Annotated in this window: 20 protein-coding genes; 13 read left to right on the top strand and 7 right to left on the bottom strand. The window is 63.6% G+C overall.

The features are described from left to right. Positions 1-214: 214 nt before the first annotated feature. The 3 genes from rplI to rpsF all read right to left on the bottom strand — a co-directional run bounded on the left by rplI (position 215) and on the right by rpsF (position 1512). Positions 215-664 (bottom strand): 50S ribosomal protein L9, encoded by a 450-nt coding sequence (rplI, locus tag ABE493_RS12610; RefSeq protein WP_346499262.1) that lies wholly within the window; start codon positions 662-664, stop codon positions 215-217. A gap of 174 nt (positions 665-838) precedes the next feature. Beyond that, positions 839-1069 (bottom strand): 30S ribosomal protein S18, encoded by a 231-nt coding sequence (rpsR, locus tag ABE493_RS12605; RefSeq protein WP_002804494.1) that lies wholly within the window; start codon positions 1067-1069, stop codon positions 839-841. Positions 1070-1080: 11 nt separating this feature from the next. After that, complete coding sequence (gene rpsF, locus ABE493_RS12600; RefSeq protein WP_346499261.1) at positions 1081-1512, bottom strand: 30S ribosomal protein S6; 432 nt, start codon at positions 1510-1512, stop codon at positions 1081-1083. 249 nt (positions 1513-1761) lie between these two features. On the opposite strand from rpsF, the gene ABE493_RS12595 reads away from it, so the two are divergent. Next, positions 1762-2976: an MFS transporter gene (locus tag ABE493_RS12595; protein WP_346499260.1), complete on the top strand. Its 1215-nt coding sequence runs from the start codon at positions 1762-1764 to the stop codon at positions 2974-2976. Between the two features lie 236 nt (positions 2977-3212). Here ABE493_RS12595 and ABE493_RS12590 read toward each other — a convergent pair whose 3' ends face one another. Then, entirely contained in the window at positions 3213-3551 is a 339-nt protein-coding gene (locus ABE493_RS12590) for a HesB/IscA family protein (protein ID WP_346499259.1), read from the bottom strand. A gap of 149 nt (positions 3552-3700) precedes the next feature. On the opposite strand from ABE493_RS12590, the gene asnS reads away from it, so the two are divergent. The 12 genes from asnS to ABE493_RS12530 all read left to right on the top strand — a co-directional run bounded on the left by asnS (position 3701) and on the right by ABE493_RS12530 (position 14088). Further along, complete coding sequence (gene asnS, locus ABE493_RS12585; RefSeq protein WP_346499258.1) at positions 3701-5095, top strand: asparagine--tRNA ligase; 1395 nt, start codon at positions 3701-3703, stop codon at positions 5093-5095. A gap of 112 nt (positions 5096-5207) precedes the next feature. Beyond that, positions 5208-5513, top strand: a complete 306-nt coding sequence (locus ABE493_RS12580) for a hypothetical protein (protein WP_346499257.1) — start codon at positions 5208-5210, stop codon at positions 5511-5513. Beyond that, the gene (locus ABE493_RS12575) at positions 5510-5821 is read left to right on the top strand and encodes a hypothetical protein (RefSeq protein WP_346499256.1); all 312 of its coding nucleotides are present in this window, start codon (positions 5510-5512) and stop codon (positions 5819-5821) included. The genes ABE493_RS12580 and ABE493_RS12575 overlap by 4 nt, the downstream gene beginning before the upstream one ends. A 7-nt stretch (positions 5822-5828) precedes the next feature. Continuing rightward, a complete protein-coding gene (locus tag ABE493_RS12570; protein WP_346499255.1) occupies positions 5829-6473 on the top strand; it encodes an FMN-binding negative transcriptional regulator in 645 nt (214 codons plus the stop codon). A gap of 81 nt (positions 6474-6554) precedes the next feature. Beyond that, a complete protein-coding gene (can, locus tag ABE493_RS12565) occupies positions 6555-7217 on the top strand; it encodes a carbonate dehydratase (RefSeq protein ID WP_346499254.1) in 663 nt (220 codons plus the stop codon). Positions 7218-7605: 388 nt separating this feature from the next. Further along, on the top strand, positions 7606-8133 hold the full coding sequence (locus ABE493_RS12560; RefSeq protein WP_346499253.1) for a 3-hydroxyanthranilate 3,4-dioxygenase: 528 nt from the start codon (positions 7606-7608) through the stop codon (positions 8131-8133). 50 nt (positions 8134-8183) lie between these two features. Further along, positions 8184-9458 (top strand): kynureninase, encoded by a 1275-nt coding sequence (gene kynU / locus ABE493_RS12555; RefSeq protein ID WP_346499252.1) that lies wholly within the window; start codon positions 8184-8186, stop codon positions 9456-9458. Positions 9459-9476: 18 nt separating this feature from the next. After that, the gene (locus ABE493_RS12550) at positions 9477-10847 is read left to right on the top strand and encodes an FAD-dependent oxidoreductase (protein WP_346499251.1); all 1371 of its coding nucleotides are present in this window, start codon (positions 9477-9479) and stop codon (positions 10845-10847) included. Continuing rightward, positions 10847-12286 (top strand): exodeoxyribonuclease I, encoded by a 1440-nt coding sequence (gene sbcB / locus ABE493_RS12545; RefSeq protein ID WP_346499250.1) that lies wholly within the window; start codon positions 10847-10849, stop codon positions 12284-12286. The genes ABE493_RS12550 and sbcB overlap by 1 nt, the downstream gene beginning before the upstream one ends. After that, complete coding sequence (locus ABE493_RS12540) at positions 12283-12969, top strand: DUF2461 domain-containing protein (RefSeq protein WP_346499249.1); 687 nt, start codon at positions 12283-12285, stop codon at positions 12967-12969. The genes sbcB and ABE493_RS12540 overlap by 4 nt, the downstream gene beginning before the upstream one ends. Before the next feature lie 71 nt (positions 12970-13040). Continuing rightward, complete coding sequence (locus ABE493_RS12535; RefSeq protein WP_346499247.1) at positions 13041-13514, top strand: hypothetical protein; 474 nt, start codon at positions 13041-13043, stop codon at positions 13512-13514. A 19-nt stretch (positions 13515-13533) separates the two neighbouring features. Continuing rightward, positions 13534-14088 (top strand): DUF2939 domain-containing protein, encoded by a 555-nt coding sequence (locus tag ABE493_RS12530; RefSeq protein ID WP_346499246.1) that lies wholly within the window; start codon positions 13534-13536, stop codon positions 14086-14088. 15 nt (positions 14089-14103) lie between these two features. Here the strand turns inward: ABE493_RS12530 and ABE493_RS12525 are convergent, their stop codons facing one another. The 3 genes from ABE493_RS12525 to ABE493_RS12515 form a co-directional block, all read right to left on the bottom strand. Further along, entirely contained in the window at positions 14104-15477 is a 1374-nt protein-coding gene (locus tag ABE493_RS12525; RefSeq protein WP_346499245.1) for an NAD(P)/FAD-dependent oxidoreductase, read from the bottom strand. A gap of 471 nt (positions 15478-15948) precedes the next feature. Beyond that, positions 15949-16893 carry a 5'-nucleotidase gene (locus ABE493_RS12520; protein WP_062166142.1) on the bottom strand — a complete coding sequence of 315 codons (945 nt, stop codon included), beginning with the start codon at positions 16891-16893 and terminating at the stop codon, positions 15949-15951. Positions 16894-16992: 99 nt separating this feature from the next. Next, positions 16993-17757, bottom strand: a complete 765-nt coding sequence (locus ABE493_RS12515) for an NAD kinase (RefSeq protein ID WP_346499244.1) — start codon at positions 17755-17757, stop codon at positions 16993-16995. Positions 17758-18003: the final 246 nt, after the last annotated feature.

The following is an 18003-nucleotide window of genomic DNA, read 5'->3' as shown; positions in this document are numbered from 1 at the left end:
GGCGGATACCGGCAGCTGCTGCCGACACCCGGAATGAGGTTCCGGAGGTTCTGTTCCCGAGCTCAAGTCATTGATATCCCGAAGAATTCAAAAGACAAAGCGCGGCACTGGCACCCGAGTATAGCGACACCCATGGCCGCCAGCGGTCACCAGCGGCCGGCCAAAAGAAACGGGCGCCTTGCGGCGCCCGTTCTTTACAGCCAGTCCGGCAGAATCAAGCGTCGGATTCGACGATGACCTTGACGGTGGCTTCCACGTCGGCGTGCAGCTTGACGATGACGTCGAACTCGCCAACGTTGCGGAAAGCGCCTTCGCCCAGGATCACTTCGCTCTTGTTCAGCTCCAGGCCGGCAGCGGTGAAGGCTTCAGCGATATCGCGCGGGCCAACCGAACCGTACAGCTTGCCTTCGGTCGAAGCGTGCGCAGCGATGGTGACGCTGGCGCCTTCGAACTTGGCAGCGCGGGCTTCAGCACCGTTGTGCGAGGCCTGGGCCTTGGCTTCGTACTCAGCACGCTTGGCTTCGAACTCGGCGATGTTGGTCGCGGTGGCCGGAACGGCCTTGCCCTGCGGCACGAGGAAGTTACGGCCGTAGCCCGGCTTCACATCAACCAGGTCGCCCAGGCCGCCGAGGTTGGTCACTTTCTGGATAAGAATCAGCTTCATGGTGTAGCTCCGTTATTCGTTAGCGGCGCCAATGGCACCGCAACGCTTGCTGTCCGAATAGGACGGGTTTGAGGCAGGAAACGAGTGAAGAGAAGTGAGAAACGAGGAAAGGCTAAGCGCCCTTCTCTCAGTTCTCACTTCTCGCGGCGCATGCGCCACCACTCACTTCCGCACTCAGACGTCGTGGTTGTCCGTGTACGGGATCAGGGCCAGGAAACGGGCGCGCTTGACGGCCGTTGCCAGCTGGCGCTGGTACTTGGACTTGGTGCCGGTGACGCGGCTCGGAACGATCTTGCCGTTCTCGGTCAGGTACTGGCGCAGGGTGTTGAGATCCTTGTAATCGATCTCTTTCACGCCTTCAGCGGTGAACTTGCAGAACTTACGACGGCGGAAGAACTTGGACATGAAAGTGCTCCTTATTCAGCAGAAGCGGCGTCTTCGCCGGCTTCGTCATTGGTGGAAGTGGCACCTTCTTCGTCGTCACGACGACGGCGCTCGCCACGCTCGGGCTTGTCACCCTTCTCGTCCTTGCTCTTCATGATCAGCGACTGCTCGGTGTCAGCCTCGTCACGCTTGATGACCAGGTTGCGCAGCACGGCGTCGTTGAAACGGAAGCTCTCGGTCAGTTCGTTCAGAACTGCCTGGTCGGCTTCGATGTTCAGCAGAACATAGTGGGCCTTGACCAGGTTCTGGATCGGGTAAGCCAGCTGACGACGGCCCCAATCTTCCAGACGGTGGATGGTGCCGTTGCCGGCTTCGACCAGCGCCTTGTAGCGCTCGATCATGGCGGGGACCTGTTCGCTCTGATCCGGGTGGACCAGGAACACGACTTCGTAATGACGACTCATGTTTTTATACCTTTCGGATATAGCCCTGACGGGCTGGACAGCCCCCCGCAGTGAACGCAGTGGGGCAAGGGCTCCTGCACGAAGCGCGCAGGAAGCCGGGCATTATCCACCGCAAAAGGGCCAGAAGCAAGCCAGACCCCCCTGCGTGCAACACAGCATCCGCAACTGGCCCGGCCTTCACACGGGGAATTGCTGCGACGCAACAGTACACTATGTAACCGCTTCCACGCCCCGCCGCCCGGACCCGACGTGAATTCAACCGCTTCATTGGCAGCCCTGCTGTCGCCACGCCAACGCACCTTGATCCTGCTCGCCCTCTCACTGGGTGGCTTCGCCATCGGCACCAGCGAGTTCGCCAGCATGGGCCTGATGCTGGAAATCAGCCGTGGCCTGGCCATCACCGAAGCCCAGGTCGGCCACCTGATCAGCGCCTACGCCATCGGCGTGGTGGTGGGCGCCCCCTTGCTGGCCTTTGCCGGCTCCAGCCTGCAGCGACGCACCCTGTTGTTATGGCTGATGGGCTTCTATGCCATCGGCAACCTGGCCAGCGCACTGGCGCCCGGCTACCACAGCATGCTGCTGGCCCGCTTCGTCGCCGGCCTGCCCCATGGCGCCTACTTTGGCGTGGCAATGCTGGTTGCCGCCTCGATCAGCCCGCCGGAACAGCGCGGCGCTGCGGTTTCCAAGGTATTGCTTGGCCTGTCGATCGCAATCCTGCTGGGCAACCCGCTGACCACCTGGCTGGGCCAGCAGTTCAACTGGCGCAGCGCCTTTGTGCTGGTGAGCCTGCTGGCACTGGCAACGGTGACGATGGTCGCGCGGCAGCTGCCAGCGGACCCGGACGAGGTCCGCACCTCGCCAATGCGCGAACTGCGCGCCTTCAACACCACCCAGGTCTGGCTGGCACTGGCGATCGGCGCGATCGGCTTTGCCGGCATGTTCTGCGTGTTCACCTATTTGGCCCCCACCCTGGTCAACGTTACCGGCATCAATGAGCGCTGGATGCCGGTGGCCGTTGGCCTGTTCGGCGTGGGCGCGATCATCGGCAACATCGCTGGCGGCAAGCTGGTGGACCGATTGCAGTTCCGCGCCGCCGGCGTATTGCTGGCATGGTCCATCGTGGTGCTGTTGCTGTTCCCGCTGGCCGCACACTCGGTCTGGACGGTGGTACCGGCGATCATTGCCGTTGGCACCATGGGCGCACTGGCCGTCGCCCTGCAGACCCGGCTGATGGATGCCGCCGGCGAGGCACAGACCCTGGCCGCCGCCTCCAACCACGCTGCCTTCAACACCGCCAATGCACTGGGCCCGTGGCTGGGCGGCATGGCGATTGGCGCCGGCTTTGGCCACGCTTCTACCGGTTATGTAGGCGCGGCGACCGCAGCCGTAGGCTTGTTGTTGTGGGGTATCGCGGTGATGTTGCAGCGCCGCCAGCACGCAGCCGGGCAATTGGCCGCCGACTGACCGGTAGTGCCGAGCCATGCTCGGCAGAGGCCTCATGCACAATCCCGCACATCGCCGGGAACGCTCCAGCCGAGCCCGCCAACTGACCGGTAGTGCCGAGCCATGCTCGGCAGAAGCCTTATGCACTACCTCGGACATCGCAGGTAACGCCGCAGCCGAGCATGGCTCGGCTCTACAGGGGCACTCGCCCCCGTGCTTCGCGGCTTACGCCGCTCCTACAGGCCCGCCGGCTTGCCTCAGCGGTGCATATCGTCGGTGGTGAAGCTCTCGCCGCAGCCGCATTCGGCCGCTGCGTTGGGATTTTTGAACGTAAAGGTCTCGCTCAGCCCCTGCTTGCCGTAGTCGATCTCGGTGCCATCCACCAGCGGCAGGCTTTGGGAATCCACGTAGATGCGTACGCCGTCCTGCTCGAACACGGTATCGCCCTCACGCTGATCCTTGGCCAGGTCGGTGATGTGGCCCCAGCCCGAGCAGCCGGTACGGGTCACGCCAAAACGCAGGCCCAACGCGCCCGGGGTGCTGCTGACAAAGCGCTGCACGCGGGAATGGGCGATGGGGGTCAGATGAACAGCCATGGTGGGGCGACTCCAGCAGAATTACGGTCCAATTATAGATGTGGGCGACCCGCCGGACTGCAAGCGTAGATAAATGCTCGCCTGCCCGGGCGTTGAGCCGCTAAAATCTCGCATTCACAGATCGAGTCGATCAACAGAGGATTCAAGTCATGACGGTGGTCAGCGTTGCACACGCCCTTGCCGGGAAGTTCCCGGAAGGCGGAGAAGTCACAGTCCGCGGGTGGGTCCGCACGGTGCGCGGCTCGGCTGGACTGGCCTTCGTCAATGTCAGCGATGGCTCGTGCTTTGCCCCGATCCAGGTCGTGGCCACCGACAAGCTGTCCAATTTCGACGAGGTCAAGAACCTGACCCCGAGCTGCTCGGTGATTGCCACCGGCACCCTGGTCAAGTCGCAGGGCAAGGGCCAGAGCTTCGAGATCCAGGCTGAGAAGCTCGAGGTGGTGGGCTGGGTCGAAGACCCGCTGACCTACCCGATCCAGCCCAAGCCGATGTCGCCGGAGTTCCTGCGCGAAGTGGCGCACCTGCGCCCGCGCACCAACCTGTTCGGCGCGGTTACCCGTATCCGCGATTGCCTGTCCAAGGCCGTGCACCGTTATTTCCACGAGAACGGTTTCTATTGGATCAGCACCCCGATCGTCACCACCTCCGATGCCGAAGGCGCCGGCCAGATGTTCCGCGTCTCGACGCTGGACATGGCCAATCTGCCGCGCACCGGCAATGGCGAGATCGATTTCAGCCGCGACTTCTTCGGCAAGGAAACCTTCCTGACCGTGTCCGGCCAGCTCAATGTCGAGGCCTACTGCCTGGCGCTGAGCAAGGTCTACACCTTTGGCCCGACCTTCCGCGCCGAGAACAGCCACACCACCCGCCACCTGGCCGAGTTCTGGATGGTGGAGCCGGAAATCGCCTTCGCCGACCTGGCCGAAGACGCACGCATAGCCGAGGAATTCCTGAAGTACCTGTTCCGTGCCGTGCTCGATGAGCGCGCCGACGACATGGCCTTCATCGCCGAGCGCGTGCAGAAAGACGCCATCACCCGTCTGGAATCCTTCGTCAACGCTCCGTTCGAGCGCATCGAGTACAGCGATGCGATCACCCTGCTGCAGAAATCCGGCAAGAAGTTCGACTACCCGGTCGAATGGGGCCTGGACCTGCAGACCGAGCACGAGCGCTGGTTGACCGAGGAACACGTCGGCCGCCCGGTGGTGGTGACCAACTACCCCGAGCACATCAAGGCCTTCTACATGCGCCTGAACGACGACGGCAAGACCGTTGCGGCGATGGACGTGCTGGCCCCGGGCATCGGCGAGATCATTGGCGGCAGCCAGCGCGAAGAGCGCCTGGATGTGCTGGACGCGCGCATGGCCCAGTTCGGCTTGGATCGGGAACACTACCAGTGGTACCGCGACTTCCGTCGCTACGGTTCGGTGCCGCATGCCGGTTTCGGCCTGGGCTTCGAGCGCCTGGTGGTCTATGTCTGCGGCCTGTCCAACATCCGCGACGCCATTCCGTACCCCCGTGCACCGGGTTCGGCGGAATTCTAAGCAACGGAAGAGAGGAGCAAGAAGTGAGGAACGAGAAAACAACAAAGTCGCACCGCGTGAGCGGCAAACGCTGTCCCTCGCTTCTCACTTCCATTGATTCACTTCTGCAACCATGACGCTCTTCTTCGCATTGTGTTTCGTAGGGGTGGCCATCGCCGGCCTCAGTGCCTTCCTGATTTTCTGGCCGTTGACGCTGGTACATATCCGCGACCGGCACCCGGCGCTGGCAGCCGAGTTCGGCGCCGGCGCCTTTCTCAAACCGGAAAGCCTGCGCTGGTTGTTGGGGCGCGGTTTTAGTGGCATCGCCGACCGCTCGCTGTCCGGCCTGGCCACGCCTGCACGCATCGCCTTGCTGGTGACGTTCGGCGGGCTGGGCATGGCACTGCTGTTGTGGCTTTTTTCGCAGGTAATGAAATGACTGATTTCGACAACATCCCCGACCAGTGGTGGCTGGCACAACTGGGCGGCACCTTGATCTGGGCGCGCCTGCGGGTCCGCGCAGGCGGCACCGCCGAAGTGCTGGACAGCGACGGCAACACGCTGAGCTATGACAGCGAAGACACCGCCCGCGCGCAGCTGTTCGACGCCGAGTTCGTCGCCTTTGACGGCCTGGACGAAGAAGACGCCCTGCACCGCGGCTTCTCGCTGCACGAAATAACGCCGCCGCAAGGCGACGATGAGGCGCTGCGCGAGCGCATGGTGCAGTTGCTCGGCACCAGGGTCTAACAGCTTCGTGTTCGCCCAGCGCGTCTTCGTGGAGAACGACCTGCTCTGGCTGGATCGCCTGCTGGCACGCGATCCGTTCGTGACCCTGTTGACCACCGGCAGCGATGGCCTGCCCGAACTGACCCGGCTGCCGGTGCTGTACCGGCGCCAAGGCGACCAGGTCGAACTGGTCGGCCATTGGGCTCGGGCCAATCCGCAGTCGCAGCATCGCGGCCGCGCCAAAGTACTGATTGACGGGCCACAGGGCTACGTGTCGGCAAGCTGGTATCCGGACAAGGAAAGCGCCGCGCGCGTCCCCACCTGGAATTACGCCGCCGCCGAGCTGGTCGGCGAACTGCAGGTGTTCGATGATGCGCCGGCATTGGCGCAGCTGCTGTCGGATACCAGCGCTCACTTCGAAGCCAGCGTTGGCCAGGAGTGGGTTTTTGACGCAAGCCTGGACGATCACGGCCCCTCACTGCGCGCCATCGTAGGCTTCCGCCTGCAGGTGCAGCAGATCCAGATCAAACTGAAACTGAGCCAGAACCACCCGCAGGCGAATCAGCTGGCGGTGATCGGAGCCTTGCAGGCCCTGGACACGCCCGACGCCCTTGAACTGGCGCAGTGGATGCAGCTGTATCGCAATGAGCACGGCGACCAGCACGATGACTGAGCCGCGCCCCGTTTCCCGCGACGTTGCCATGCACGCGCTTGGCAACGCCCTCACCCTCCAGATCGCAAGGGAAGCTTCACCATGAAAGACATCCACAACCTGCTGCAGAAGAACCGCGAGTGGGCGGACCGGATCGAAAAGGAAGATCCGGAATTCTTCCACCAGCTGGCCAAGCAGCAGAACCCGGAGTACCTGTGGATCGGCTGTTCCGATTCCCGTGTACCCGCCAACCAGATCATCGGCATGGCACCGGGCGAAATCTTCGTCCATCGCAACATCGCCAACGTGGTGGTGCACACCGACCTGAACTGCCTGAGCGTCATCCAGTACGCGGTGGACCAGCTCAAGATCAAGCACATCCTGATCGTCGGCCACTACGGCTGCGGCGGCGTGCATGCGGCACTGAACCACGTGCGCGTAGGCCTGGCCGACAACTGGCTGCGCCATGTCGGAGACGTGGCACAGAAGCACGACGACATCCTCTCGCAGATCGACGACCCCGACCTGCGCCACGCGCGCCTGTGCGAATTGAACGTGATCGAGCAGGTGGTCAACGCCTGCCGCTCGACCATCGTCCAGGACGCCTGGGCCCGCGGCCAGAAGCTGATGGTGCACGGCTGGGTCTACAGCCTGCGCGACGGCCGCGTCAGCGAGATGGGTATTGATGTGGGCGCACCGGAAGAGCTGCAGCCTGCGTATGAGAAGGCGTTGTCCTTTGTGCCGCGGAAGGGCAAAAGGCACTGAGCTTGAAAGCCCCTGCCGAAGCCAGCTTCCCCAATCCCGGCCGAAGCTAGGCTTCCTCCCCTCTCCCGCTTGCTGGAGAGGGGCTGGGGGTGAGGGCCTACCGCCCCAGCCAAGTCAAAACCCTGCCCTCATCCGCCCTTCGGGCACCTTCTCCCGCCAGCGGGAGAAGGGACAAGGCAAAAGCTGAAGCTAAGGCAAAAGCCCAAGCAAAAGCCCAAGCCCGAGCCCGAGCCCGAGCCCGAGCAAAAGCCGAAGCCAAAGCCAAAGCCAAGCAAGAGCAGACGCAACCTCAAGCGCAACAGCAACTACAACAACAACTGCAAGCGCAACAGCCACACCCCACCCAACACCCAGCAACACCCCAGCCCCGTTACCCAACAGGCCCCACATGCTCCCTCTACCCCTGAACCTGCTCGGCTGGATCGAAGAACACCGCCATCTCCTGAAGCCGCCGGTCGGCAACAAGATGATCGAGAACGGCGACTTCATCGTGATGGTGGTTGCTGGCCCCAACAGCCGCAACGACTATCACTGGGACGAAGGCCCGGAATGGTTCTACCAGCTCGAAGGCGAAATGGTGCTGCGCGTGCAGGAAGATGGGGCCGTGCGTGACATTCCAATCCGGGCCGGGGAGATCTTCCTGCTGCCGCCGCGGGTGCCGCATTCGCCGCAGCGCATGCCCGGCTCGATCGGCCTGGTCGTCGAGCGCAAGCGCCTGGACCATGAGCTCGATGGCTTCATGTGGTTCTGCCAGCAGTGCAACCACAAAATCTACGAAGAGTTCTTCCACCTGAAGAACATCGAAACCGACCTACCCAAGGTGTTCGACCGTTTCCATACCTCGCTGGCACACCGTACCTGCCAACATTGCGGTGCTGTACACCCGCTGCCCCAACCGGCAACGCCGGAGGTCTGAGCGGCCGGGCGCGGTTACACTGCGGGTACATCCTCGACGTGTCCGCACCGATGAACGAAACGCTGTCACCTGCCCATGCCACCGCGCTTGATGCCGCCGATCCAATACGCCATCTGCGCAGCCAGTTCCTGATCCCTCAGCATCAGGGTAGCGATCAGACTTACTTCGTTGGCAACTCGCTGGGCCTGCAGCCACGCGGTGCGCAGGCCATGGTGCAGGAAGTGATGGATCAATGGGCGCGCATCGCGGTGGAAGGCCACTTCACTGGCCCGACGCAGTGGTTGAGCTATCACCGCCTGGTCCGCGATTCGCTGGCCGGCGTGGTCGGTGCGCTGCCGCACGAAGTGGTCGCCATGAACACACTGAGCGTGAACCTGCACCTGATGATGGTCAGCTTCTATCGCCCGACCAGCGAACGCCCGGCGATCCTGATGGAAGCCGGCGCCTTCCCCACCGATCGCCATGCGGTGGAAGCGCAGATCCGCTTCCACGGCTTCAACCCGGCCACCGACCTGATCGAAGTGCAGCCGGACGAAGCCAACGGCACCATTTCGATGCAGGCCATCGAACGCGCCATCAGCGAGCACGGCAAGCGCGTGGCCCTGGTACTGTGGCCGGGCGTGCAGTACCGCAGCGGCCAGGTATTCGACCTGGACGCCATCACCCGCCTGGCCCGCGCACAGGGCGCCAACGTAGGTTTCGATCTCGCCCACTCGGTCGGCAACGTGCCGTTGAACCTGCATGACATCGCCCCGGATTTCGCGGTGTGGTGCCACTACAAATACCTCAATGCCGGTCCCGGTGCGGTCGCCGGCGCCTTCGTGCACGAGCGCCATTCCCGCGACAGCACGCTGCCGCGCTTTGCCGGCTGGTGGGGCCATGAGCAGGCTACCCGCTTCCAGATGGCCCCGGAGTTCGTGCCGGAACTGGGCGCCGAAGGCTGGCAGCTGAGCAATCCGCCGGTGCTCGGGCTGGCTCCGTTGCGTGCATCACTGGCGCTGTACGACGAAGCCGGCATGGACGCGCTGCGCACGAAGTCATTGAAGATCACCGGCTATCTGGAAACCATGGTGCGTGCGCGCCTGGATCATGTGCTGCAGATCATCACCCCGTCCGATCCCGAACGCCGTGGCTGCCAGCTTTCGCTGCGCGTGGCCGGTGGTCGCGCGCAGGGCCGTTCGCTGTTCGAGTACCTGCAATCGGTGGGCGTGCTCGGCGACTGGCGCGAGCCCGACGTGATCCGCATCTCGCCCACGCCGATGTACAACCGCTACAGCGATGTCTACCGCTTCGTCGATGAAGTGGAAACCTGGGCTGGCGTCTGACCAACGGAATCCTGTGACTTGAATACCCCCACCCCACGCAGCCTCACCCTGATCGGCGCCGGCCTGGCCGGCTCCCTGCTCGCCATCCTGCTGTCACGGCAGGGCTGGAAGATCACCGTTTACGAACGCCGCGGCGATCCGCGCATTGCCGATTACGAGTCCGGCCGCTCGATCAATCTGGCATTGGCCGAACGCGGCCGCAACGCCCTGCGCCAGGCCGGTGTCGAAGACGAGGTGATGGCCAAGGCCGTCATGATGCGCGGACGCATGGTGCATCCACGCGAAGGGGCGCCTGATCTACAGCGCTATGGCCGCGATGACAGTGAAGTGATCTGGTCGGTGCACCGCAAGGATCTCAACACCACGCTGCTGCAATTGGCCGAGCAGGCGGGTGCGAAGATCCATTTCCATCGCCGCCTCCACACCGTGGACTTCGATGCCGGCTACGCCCGTTTCATCGACGACCGCGATGACCAGCCACACGATATCCATTTCAACACGCCGCTGATCGGTGCCGATGGTGCCGGCTCGGCGCTGCGTGCAGCAATGAGCCGCAAGCGCCCGCTCGGCGAGCGCACGGAGTTCCTCGACCATTCCTACAAGGAACTCGAGATTCCGCCAGCTGCCGACGGCAGCTTCCAGATCGAAGCAAATGCGCTGCACATCTGGCCGCGTGGCAATTACATGTGCATCGCCCTGCCCAATGACGAAGGCACGTTCACCGTGACTTTGTTCCTGCCGAATGAAGGTGAGCCCAGCTTCGCCACGGTACGCAACGGCGCCGAAGCGGAAGCATTGTTCCGGCGCGACTTCGCCGATACCTTGCCGCTGATTCCCGACCTGCGCGCGGATTGGGACCAGCACCCGCCCGGCTTGCTGGGCACGCTGTACCTGGACCGCTGGCACCAGTGCGGCAAGGCCGTCCTGATCGGCGACGCCGCACACGCGATGGTGCCCTTCCACGGCCAGGGCATGAACTGCGCCTTCGAGGACTGCGTGGTACTGGCCCGCTGCCTGGCCGACAACGCCACCACCGAACAGGCCTTTGCCGCGTTTGAAGCCGAACGCAAACCCAATGCCGCGGCCATCCAGCAGATGGCCTTGGACAACTACCTGGAGATGCGCGACCGCGTCGCCGACCCGGCCTATCTGTTGCAGCGCGAGCTGGAACAGGAGCTGCAGGCGCGCTGGCCGACCCGCTTCGTGCCGCATTACACGATGGTGACCTTCCTGCACACGCCCTATGCAGTAGCGCTGCACCGCACCCGCCTGCAGCAGACCATCCTGGCCAACGCCACCGCCGGCCTTGATTCGCTGGATGGCATCGATTGGGCGGCACTGGAACAGATCGTCCATGCACAGCTGCCGGTACTGGAAGGAGCCCACTGATGGCCGAGAGTTTTCTGTTCTACGACCTGGAAACCTTTGGCCAGGATCCACGCCGCACCCGCATTGCCCAGTTCGCCGCCGTGCGTACCGACGCCGAGCTGAAGGTCATCGAGGAACCGGTCAGTTTCTACGTCAAACCCGCTGACGACCTACTGCCCTCGCCCATCGCGACGCTGATCACCGGCATCACCCCGCAGCACGCCTTGGCCGAGGGCGTCAGTGAGGCCGAGGCCTTTGCCCGCATCAACGAGATGATGAGCAAGCCCAAGACCTGCACGCTGGGCTACAACACGCTGCGCTTCGACGATGAGTTCGTGCGCTACGGCCTGTTCCGCAATTTCCACGATCCGTACGAACGCGAGTGGCGCAGCGGCAACTCGCGCTGGGATCTGCTCGACATGCTGCGCCTGGTGCACGCCCTGCGCCCGGACGGCATCAACTGGCCCAAGCGCGAAGATGGCGCCACCTCGTTCAAGCTTGAACACCTGGCGCTGGCCAACGACGTGCGCGAAGGTGATGCGCACGAGGCCTTGTCAGACGTCTACGCCACCATCGGCATGGCGCGGCGCTTCCGTCAGGCGCAACCGCGCATGTGGGAATACGCGCTGCGCCTGCGCGACAAACGCTACGTCAGCAGCCTGCTCGACGTGGTGGCGATGACACCGGTGCTGCACATTTCGATGCGCTACCCGGCCAGCCGCCTGTGCGCCGCACCGGTATTGCCGCTGGCGCGCCACCCGCACATCAACAACCGGGTCATCGTGTTTGATCTTGAGGGCGACATCGAGCCCTTGCTTGAGTTGTCGGTCGAAGAGATCACCGCGCGCCTGTATACCCGCGCCGCCGATCTGCCCGAAGGCCAGCAGCGGATTCCGTTGAAAGAAGTGCATCTCAACAAGGTGCCGGCGCTGGTCGCATGGAACCACCTGCGCGATGCCGATTTCGAACGCCTGCAGATCGACCCTGCAGCCATTGAAGCCAAGGCCGAGAAACTGCGCGAACTCGGCCCGCAACTGGCCGAGAAGGCGCGCCAGGTGTTCGCCCGCGAGCGCGTCAACGATGGCCCCATCGATGCCGATGCCTCGCTCTACGACGGCTTCCTCGCCGAGGGCGACAAGGGCCTGCTCAGCAAGGTGCGCACCGCGCCGCCGGAGGCACTGGCAGAACTGGAAGGGCGCTTCCGCGATCCGCGCCTGCCCGAACTGCTGTTCCGCTACCGTGCCCGCAACTACCCGCAGACGCTGGACGCGACCGCACGCTCACGCTGGGATGCGTATCGTCAGCAGCGTTTCAGCACACCTGGCCTGGCCGAACAGACCTTACCGGAACATGTCGCGCAGATCGCCGCGCTGCGCGAGGAACACAAGGACAACCCGGCATCCCTGGCCCTGCTCGATGCCCTGGACCAGTGGCACCACACCCTGCAGGACACACCATGACCCAGTATTTCAGCGACGCCAGCTTCAAGTTCCTGCGCGGGCTGGCCCGCCACAACGACAAGACCTGGTTTGCCGAGCACAAGCAGCAGTACGAAGACCACGTGCGGCAACCGTTCCTGCGCCTGATCACCGACCTGCAGCCGGACCTGAGCCAGGTCAGCACGCATTTCCAGGCCGACCCGCGCACCGTTGGCGGCTCGCTGTTCCGCATCTACCGCGACTCGCGCTTTTCCCACGACAAAGCCCCGTACAAGACCTGGCAAGGCGCGCGGCTGTTCCACGAACGCCGCAAGCAGGTGCCGGCGCCGTCGTATTACATCCATCTGGCGCCGGGCGAGAGCTTTGTCGGCGCCGGCATCTGGCACCCGGAGCCGGACGTGCAGCGTCGCCTGCGCCAGTTCATCCTCGACAACCCCGGCAGCTGGAAGGCCGCCGCGCATGCGCCGGCCACGCGCAAGCGCTACGAGTTCGAGAGCAGCGAGAAGCTGGTGCGGCCGCCGCGCGGTTTCCCCGCCGATTTCGAGTTCATCGACGACCTCAAGCACCGCAACTGGGTGCTGTGGCGCTCGCTCGATGACGAGATGATGACCGGCCCGCGCCTGCGCCAGACCCTGGCCAAGGACCTGGCCGCACTCGGCCCGTTCGTCGACTACCTGTGCGCTGCGCTGGATCTGGAATTCTGATTAGCATCGGCTTCACGCAAACCAACAAGGTTTGCGGCACGCTTGGCGGCAACCTCCGACAGGACGCCGCCATGACCAGCATCCACCTTCAAGTCTGGATCGATGCCCCGCTGGCAACCGTCCATGCCGGGTTGGCCAATGCCGAAGGACTGGGGCAATGGTGGATACCGCACCAGCAGTCGGTCATCGATGGCGACATGGTGCTCAGCCACAACCCCGGCTCCGGCCATGGCGTGGTGGCCATGAAGATCCTCGAGAGCAGCCCCAGCGGCTGCGTGCGCTGGGAAGTCATCAGCAGGCACCCACCGCAGAGCCCGGCCTCGGCCTGGACCGGCACCGAGATCCGCTTCGACCTGTCGCGCCGGGCAAGCCCCGGCAGCTGGCGCGGCCTGCCACATGAAGGCGAGCCGATGACCGTGCTGGAGTTTCATCATCTGGGCTGGGATGGCGACAGTGAGTACCTGGGTTTCTGCAGCCAGGCCTGGGCCGAGACCCTGGTCATGCTGCGCCGCTGGGCTGAAGCACGCAGCTCCGCGCACCCCTGATATCAAGGACAGCAACGCAATGAAGAAATGGATACTCGCCGCCGTCATCACCGTCGCGGTATTGCTGGCCGCCTATGTGGTCGGCGGCCCGTACCTGGCCATCCGTGGCATCAGCCAGGCCATTGAACAGCGCGACACCGGCAAGCTGGCGCGCCATGTCGACTTCGCCGCCGTACGCGTCAACATGAAGGCCCAGCTCAACGACTACGTTGTGCGCAAGGCCGGCGCGGACATGCAGTCCAGCCTGTTCGGCCAGGTAGCGCTGGGCGTGGCCGGCAACCTGGCCGGTGCTGGCGTCGACACCTTTGTCACCCCGTTGGGCATCGCTGCCATCCTGCAGGGCGACAGCCTGTGGAAGCGCGCCATCGGTGACACCGTCGGTGGCGATACCTGGGCGCCACCCTCGCCGGCCAAGCCGTTGGCCAATACCACCGGCCACTACGAATCGCTGTCGCGCTTCACCGCCACCACCCATCTGGAAGACGGCCGCGAAGTGGTATTCGTACTGAGCCGCCAAGGGCTGCGCTGGCGGCTGACCAACATCCTGCTGCCACTGGGACAGGCGCCGGGTTGACCGGCGCCTGCCGGATCAGGCAATCAGCCGTTCCGGTGCTTCGACCTCGCTGTCAGCTAGGAAGGCCTCAAGCGAATCATCCATCGCCTGCATCCACGGCGTGTGATGCAACGGCGCCAAGGTGCCGGTCAACACCGAACGGTAGCTGTAATTGCGATAGCCGAGGATGTCGTCCTTCTTGTCGTGCTTCCACTGCTTGAACAGCGTGGCCACAGCCTCGACGTTGAAGTCCGGATAGTCGGTGGCGTCGAGCAGGTCGCGCACGTATTCGGTCTGGAAATCGATGTCCTGTTCGGCCGAGGTCGTTGCTTCCTCGCGTGCCAGCCAGGCTTCGCTGTCAGCCCGCATCGCATCGCCTGAAGGCAGGGCGATCTTGCCAAGAATCACATCACGCGCGTACCAGGCCTGCGCATCGAACATGTTGAAGGTGTAGTACTGGTCCTGCATGCCCAGGTAGATCAGCTTCGGGTTGTCGATCCAGAACACACCCTTGTACAGATCGCCGGGGTACAGGCGGTTGCGGGTGCGCAGCGTCAATGCATCCGGCAGGAACGGGAAGTGATGCTGGTAGCCGGTGCACAGCACGATCGCATCCACCTGCTTTGAACTGCCATCGATGAAGTGCGCGGTGGTGCCTTCCACACGCTGCAGCAGGGGCTTTTCCTCGAATGCTGCGGGCCAGTCATAGCCGGTGGGTGCGCTGCGGTAGCTGAAGGTTACCGACCTGGCGCCGTACTTGTAGCACTGCGTGCCGATATCCTCGGCCGAGTAGCTGGCACCGACCAGCAGCAGGTCCTTGTCGGCGAACTCGCAGGCATCGCGGAAATCATGCGCATGCAGCACACGGCCCGGGAAACGATCCACGCCTTCGAAGAAGGGCGCGTTCGGCGTAGAAAAATGGCCGGTGGCGACAATCACCCGATCAAACTCTTCGCTGACCAGCTCGTCCTTTTTAAGGTCACGTACGGTGACGGTGAAACGCTGGGTTTCTTCCGAATAGTCGACCCATTGCACTGCCATGTTGAAGCGGATCTGGTCGCGCACACCGCTCTTTTCGATGCGGCCCATGATGTAGTCGCGCAACACGGCACGCGGCGGATAGGAGGCGATCGGGCGGCCAAAATGCTCTTCAAAACTATAGTCGGCAAACTCCAGCGCTTCCTTCGGTCCGTTCGACCAGAGGTAGCGGTACATGCTGCCATGCACCGGTTCGCCGTAAGCATCCAGCCCGGTACGCCATGTGTAGTTCCACATCCCGCCGAGATCGGATTGCTTTTCGAAGCAGACGATCTCTGGCACTTCAGCTCCACCACGGCGGGCGGACTCAAAGGCACGAAGTTGCGCCAGGCCACTGGGGCCGGCTCCAAGAATGGCGATACGCATGGTCATACGGGTTGTTTCTCCTGTGTAGCTGCCAACGCGCGGACGCGACGGCACTGCGCAAGGGCGCGTGATGCACCGTGCAGGAGAGACAATGCGTCCAGTCCCGCGCGGCGCGCGAAACACCCGGCCGCCACGCAGGGCAGCGTTGAAGGGAATGGCAGGTACGTGACGCTACCGGTCGGGGACGGGCCCCGCCCCTGGATCACCGGGTGGGTGCAGTGCGGGAGGGATCTGCTGCATTCGTGCAGATCAGGGCGCGGCAGGATTGCCGCTGGTTCAGGTAGGAACCCGCGAAAGCGTCTTCATCCTAGCATGCGCTGGATGCATGGCTGCAAGCCTGCTGGCTTTTGTAGGAGCGGCGTCAGCCGCGAAGCTGGCGAAAGGACCAGATACATGTTGTCTGCAATTGCAGACAACGCCCGCCGGAAATATCGGTGGTTTCGCGGCTGACGCCGCTCCTACAAAAGGCAGGTTGGATCAATCCGGATTCGCCACACCATGCGGCACATGCCCGGCAGCTACGTGCTGACGCGCGCTGTCGATGTTGTGCTGTGAGTCGTCAAAGAAAATATCGGCACCGAAGGCTTCCAGGAACGGGCCTTTGTGGCGGCCGCCGAGGAACAAGGCTTCGTCAAGACGCACGCCCCACTCGCGCAGCGTGCGGATCACGCGCTCATGCGCGGGCGCCGAACGTGCCGTCACCAGCGCGGTGCGGATCGGTGCGGCTTCGCCGGCCGGGAACGCTGCCTGCAAGGCATGCAGTGCTGACAGGAAGTTGCGGAATGGACCACCGCTGAGTGGCTCATGCGCGCGCTCACGCTCATGCCGACCAAAAGCCTCGACGCCCTGCTCGCGCGAGATACGCTCGCTTTCGTCCCCGAAAATCACCGCATCACCGTCGAAGGCAATGCGCAGCTGGGTTTTTGAACGACCGGTGTCGGTGGCGGCTGCCGATGCCGCAGCAACTTCCTGCGCGCTCTGCGGCAGGATGGTGGCGGCAGCGATGCCGTTTACCAGGGCGCGCCGCACCGAATCAGGATTGGCCGACAGGAACAGGTCCGTGCCAAACGGTTTGACGTATGGCCAGGTCGGCTCGCCGGCGGTGAAGGTAGCGCGCACGATATCCAACTTGTAATGCTGGATGGAATTGAAGATACGCAGGCCGGTGTCGGCCGAGTTGCGCGACAACAGGATCACTTCCACACGCGGGGTTTCCACCGGCGCCCCATCATTGAGCGCCAGCAGCTTGCGCACTACCGGAAAGGCGACACCGGGCTTGAGCACATCGTCTTCGTGCGCCCGCTGGTAGGCGGCATAAGCCTCCAGACCTTCGCGTTCGAACAAGGCATGGCCTTCTTCAAGATCGAACAATGCGCGCGAAGTAACCGCGACGGTGAGAAGCCGGGGAGTGTTGTCACCCATGGACGATGAACCCAATGCGATCAAGGAACGGGGCCCAGTCTACCTGCAAGCGCCGCCACCGCACCCAAACGGCGCATTGCCGAGCGCACCGGCCTGCCCTCACACCATGAACTGCTCACTGAGGATGCGCTCTTCGAGGTTGTGTTCGGGGTCGAACAGCAGGGTCACCTGACGCTCCCGCGACTCGCGGATGGTCACTTCCACCACGTCGCGGGTTTCGTGTGAATCGGCGGTGACACTGACCGGGCGCTTGTAGGGATCGAGCACGCGGAAGCGCACTTCGGTCTCAGCCTTGAGGATGGCCCCCCGCCAGCGGCGCGGACGGTAAGGCGCCAAGGGCGTCAGGGCGATGGTATTGGAGCCCAGCGGCAGGATCGGGCCGTGCGCAGAGTAGTTGTACGCCGTGCTGCCGGCAGGAGTGGACACCAGCACGCCGTCGCAGATCAGCTCTTCCACGCGCTGCTGGCCATTGAGATCGATGCCGATATGCGCAGCCTGGCGGGTCTGCCGCAGCATCGACACATCGTTGTAGGCCAGCGAGCCGGTGGTGGTACCCGACTCGGTCAGCGCGATCATTTCCAGCGGGCGCAGGTGCGCCGGTTCGGCCAGAGCCAGGCGTTGGATCAGGTCGTCTTCGCGATGATGGTTCATCAGGAAGCCGACGGTGCCCAGTTTCATGCCGAATACCGGCTTGCCTTTGCTGCCATGGCGATGCAGGGTCTGCAGCATGAAGCCATCACCACCCAGAGGGCAGATCACGTCGGCCTCGTCTGGGTCATGGTCGCCATAACGGGCAGCCAAGGCGACACGGGCCTGCTGGGCGGACTCGACGGCACTGGCAAGGAATGCGATTCGGGGGGACACGGTAGCGTCTTCGGTTCGGCCTGGAGGGCGAGGATAACCTGCTGGTGGTAAAGCGACAGCCCCCTCTTCTCTCAACCCCTCTTCCGAAAAGGGAGAGGGGCTTGTAGTGCCGAGCCATGCTCGGCAGAAGCGTTTGCGGTAAAGCCTCAAAAGCTCCCCTCACCCCAACCCCTCTCCCGCAAGCGGGAGAGGGGCTTGTAGTGCCGAGCCATGCTCGGCAGAAGCTTTCCCGGCAGTGCCTAAAAG

The organism is Stenotrophomonas terrae, assembly GCF_039674165.1.
In the GTDB taxonomy this organism is placed as follows: Bacteria; Pseudomonadota; Gammaproteobacteria; order Xanthomonadales; family Xanthomonadaceae; genus Stenotrophomonas; species Stenotrophomonas terrae_A.
This window is presented reverse-complemented; position numbering and strand designations above follow the sequence as displayed.

What these genes read in the sequence shown, in the direction of transcription:
- rpsF (WP_346499261.1), bottom strand. Translation starts at nt 1,512, where the DNA reads ATGAGTCGTCATTACGAAGTCGTGTTCCTGGTCCACCCGGATCAGAGC.
- ABE493_RS12530 (WP_346499246.1), top strand. Translation starts at nt 13,534, where the DNA reads ATGAAGAAATGGATACTCGCCGCCGTCATCACCGTCGCGGTATTGCTG.
- ABE493_RS12540 (WP_346499249.1), top strand. Translation starts at nt 12,283, where the DNA reads ATGACCCAGTATTTCAGCGACGCCAGCTTCAAGTTCCTGCGCGGGCTG.
- ABE493_RS12525 (WP_346499245.1), bottom strand. Translation starts at nt 15,477, where the DNA reads ATGACCATGCGTATCGCCATTCTTGGAGCCGGCCCCAGTGGCCTGGCG.
- ABE493_RS12575 (WP_346499256.1), top strand. Translation starts at nt 5,510, where the DNA reads ATGACTGATTTCGACAACATCCCCGACCAGTGGTGGCTGGCACAACTG.
- rplI (WP_346499262.1), bottom strand. Translation starts at nt 664, where the DNA reads ATGAAGCTGATTCTTATCCAGAAAGTGACCAACCTCGGCGGCCTGGGC.
- kynU (WP_346499252.1), top strand. Translation starts at nt 8,184, where the DNA reads ATGAACGAAACGCTGTCACCTGCCCATGCCACCGCGCTTGATGCCGCC.
- ABE493_RS12560 (WP_346499253.1), top strand. Translation starts at nt 7,606, where the DNA reads ATGCTCCCTCTACCCCTGAACCTGCTCGGCTGGATCGAAGAACACCGC.
- asnS (WP_346499258.1), top strand. Translation starts at nt 3,701, where the DNA reads ATGACGGTGGTCAGCGTTGCACACGCCCTTGCCGGGAAGTTCCCGGAA.
- ABE493_RS12590 (WP_346499259.1), bottom strand. Translation starts at nt 3,551, where the DNA reads ATGGCTGTTCATCTGACCCCCATCGCCCATTCCCGCGTGCAGCGCTTT.
- can (WP_346499254.1), top strand. Translation starts at nt 6,555, where the DNA reads ATGAAAGACATCCACAACCTGCTGCAGAAGAACCGCGAGTGGGCGGAC.
- ABE493_RS12520 (WP_062166142.1), bottom strand. Translation starts at nt 16,893, where the DNA reads ATGGGTGACAACACTCCCCGGCTTCTCACCGTCGCGGTTACTTCGCGC.
- ABE493_RS12535 (WP_346499247.1), top strand. Translation starts at nt 13,041, where the DNA reads ATGACCAGCATCCACCTTCAAGTCTGGATCGATGCCCCGCTGGCAACC.
- rpsR (WP_002804494.1), bottom strand. Translation starts at nt 1,069, where the DNA reads ATGTCCAAGTTCTTCCGCCGTCGTAAGTTCTGCAAGTTCACCGCTGAA.
- ABE493_RS12580 (WP_346499257.1), top strand. Translation starts at nt 5,208, where the DNA reads ATGACGCTCTTCTTCGCATTGTGTTTCGTAGGGGTGGCCATCGCCGGC.
- sbcB (WP_346499250.1), top strand. Translation starts at nt 10,847, where the DNA reads ATGGCCGAGAGTTTTCTGTTCTACGACCTGGAAACCTTTGGCCAGGAT.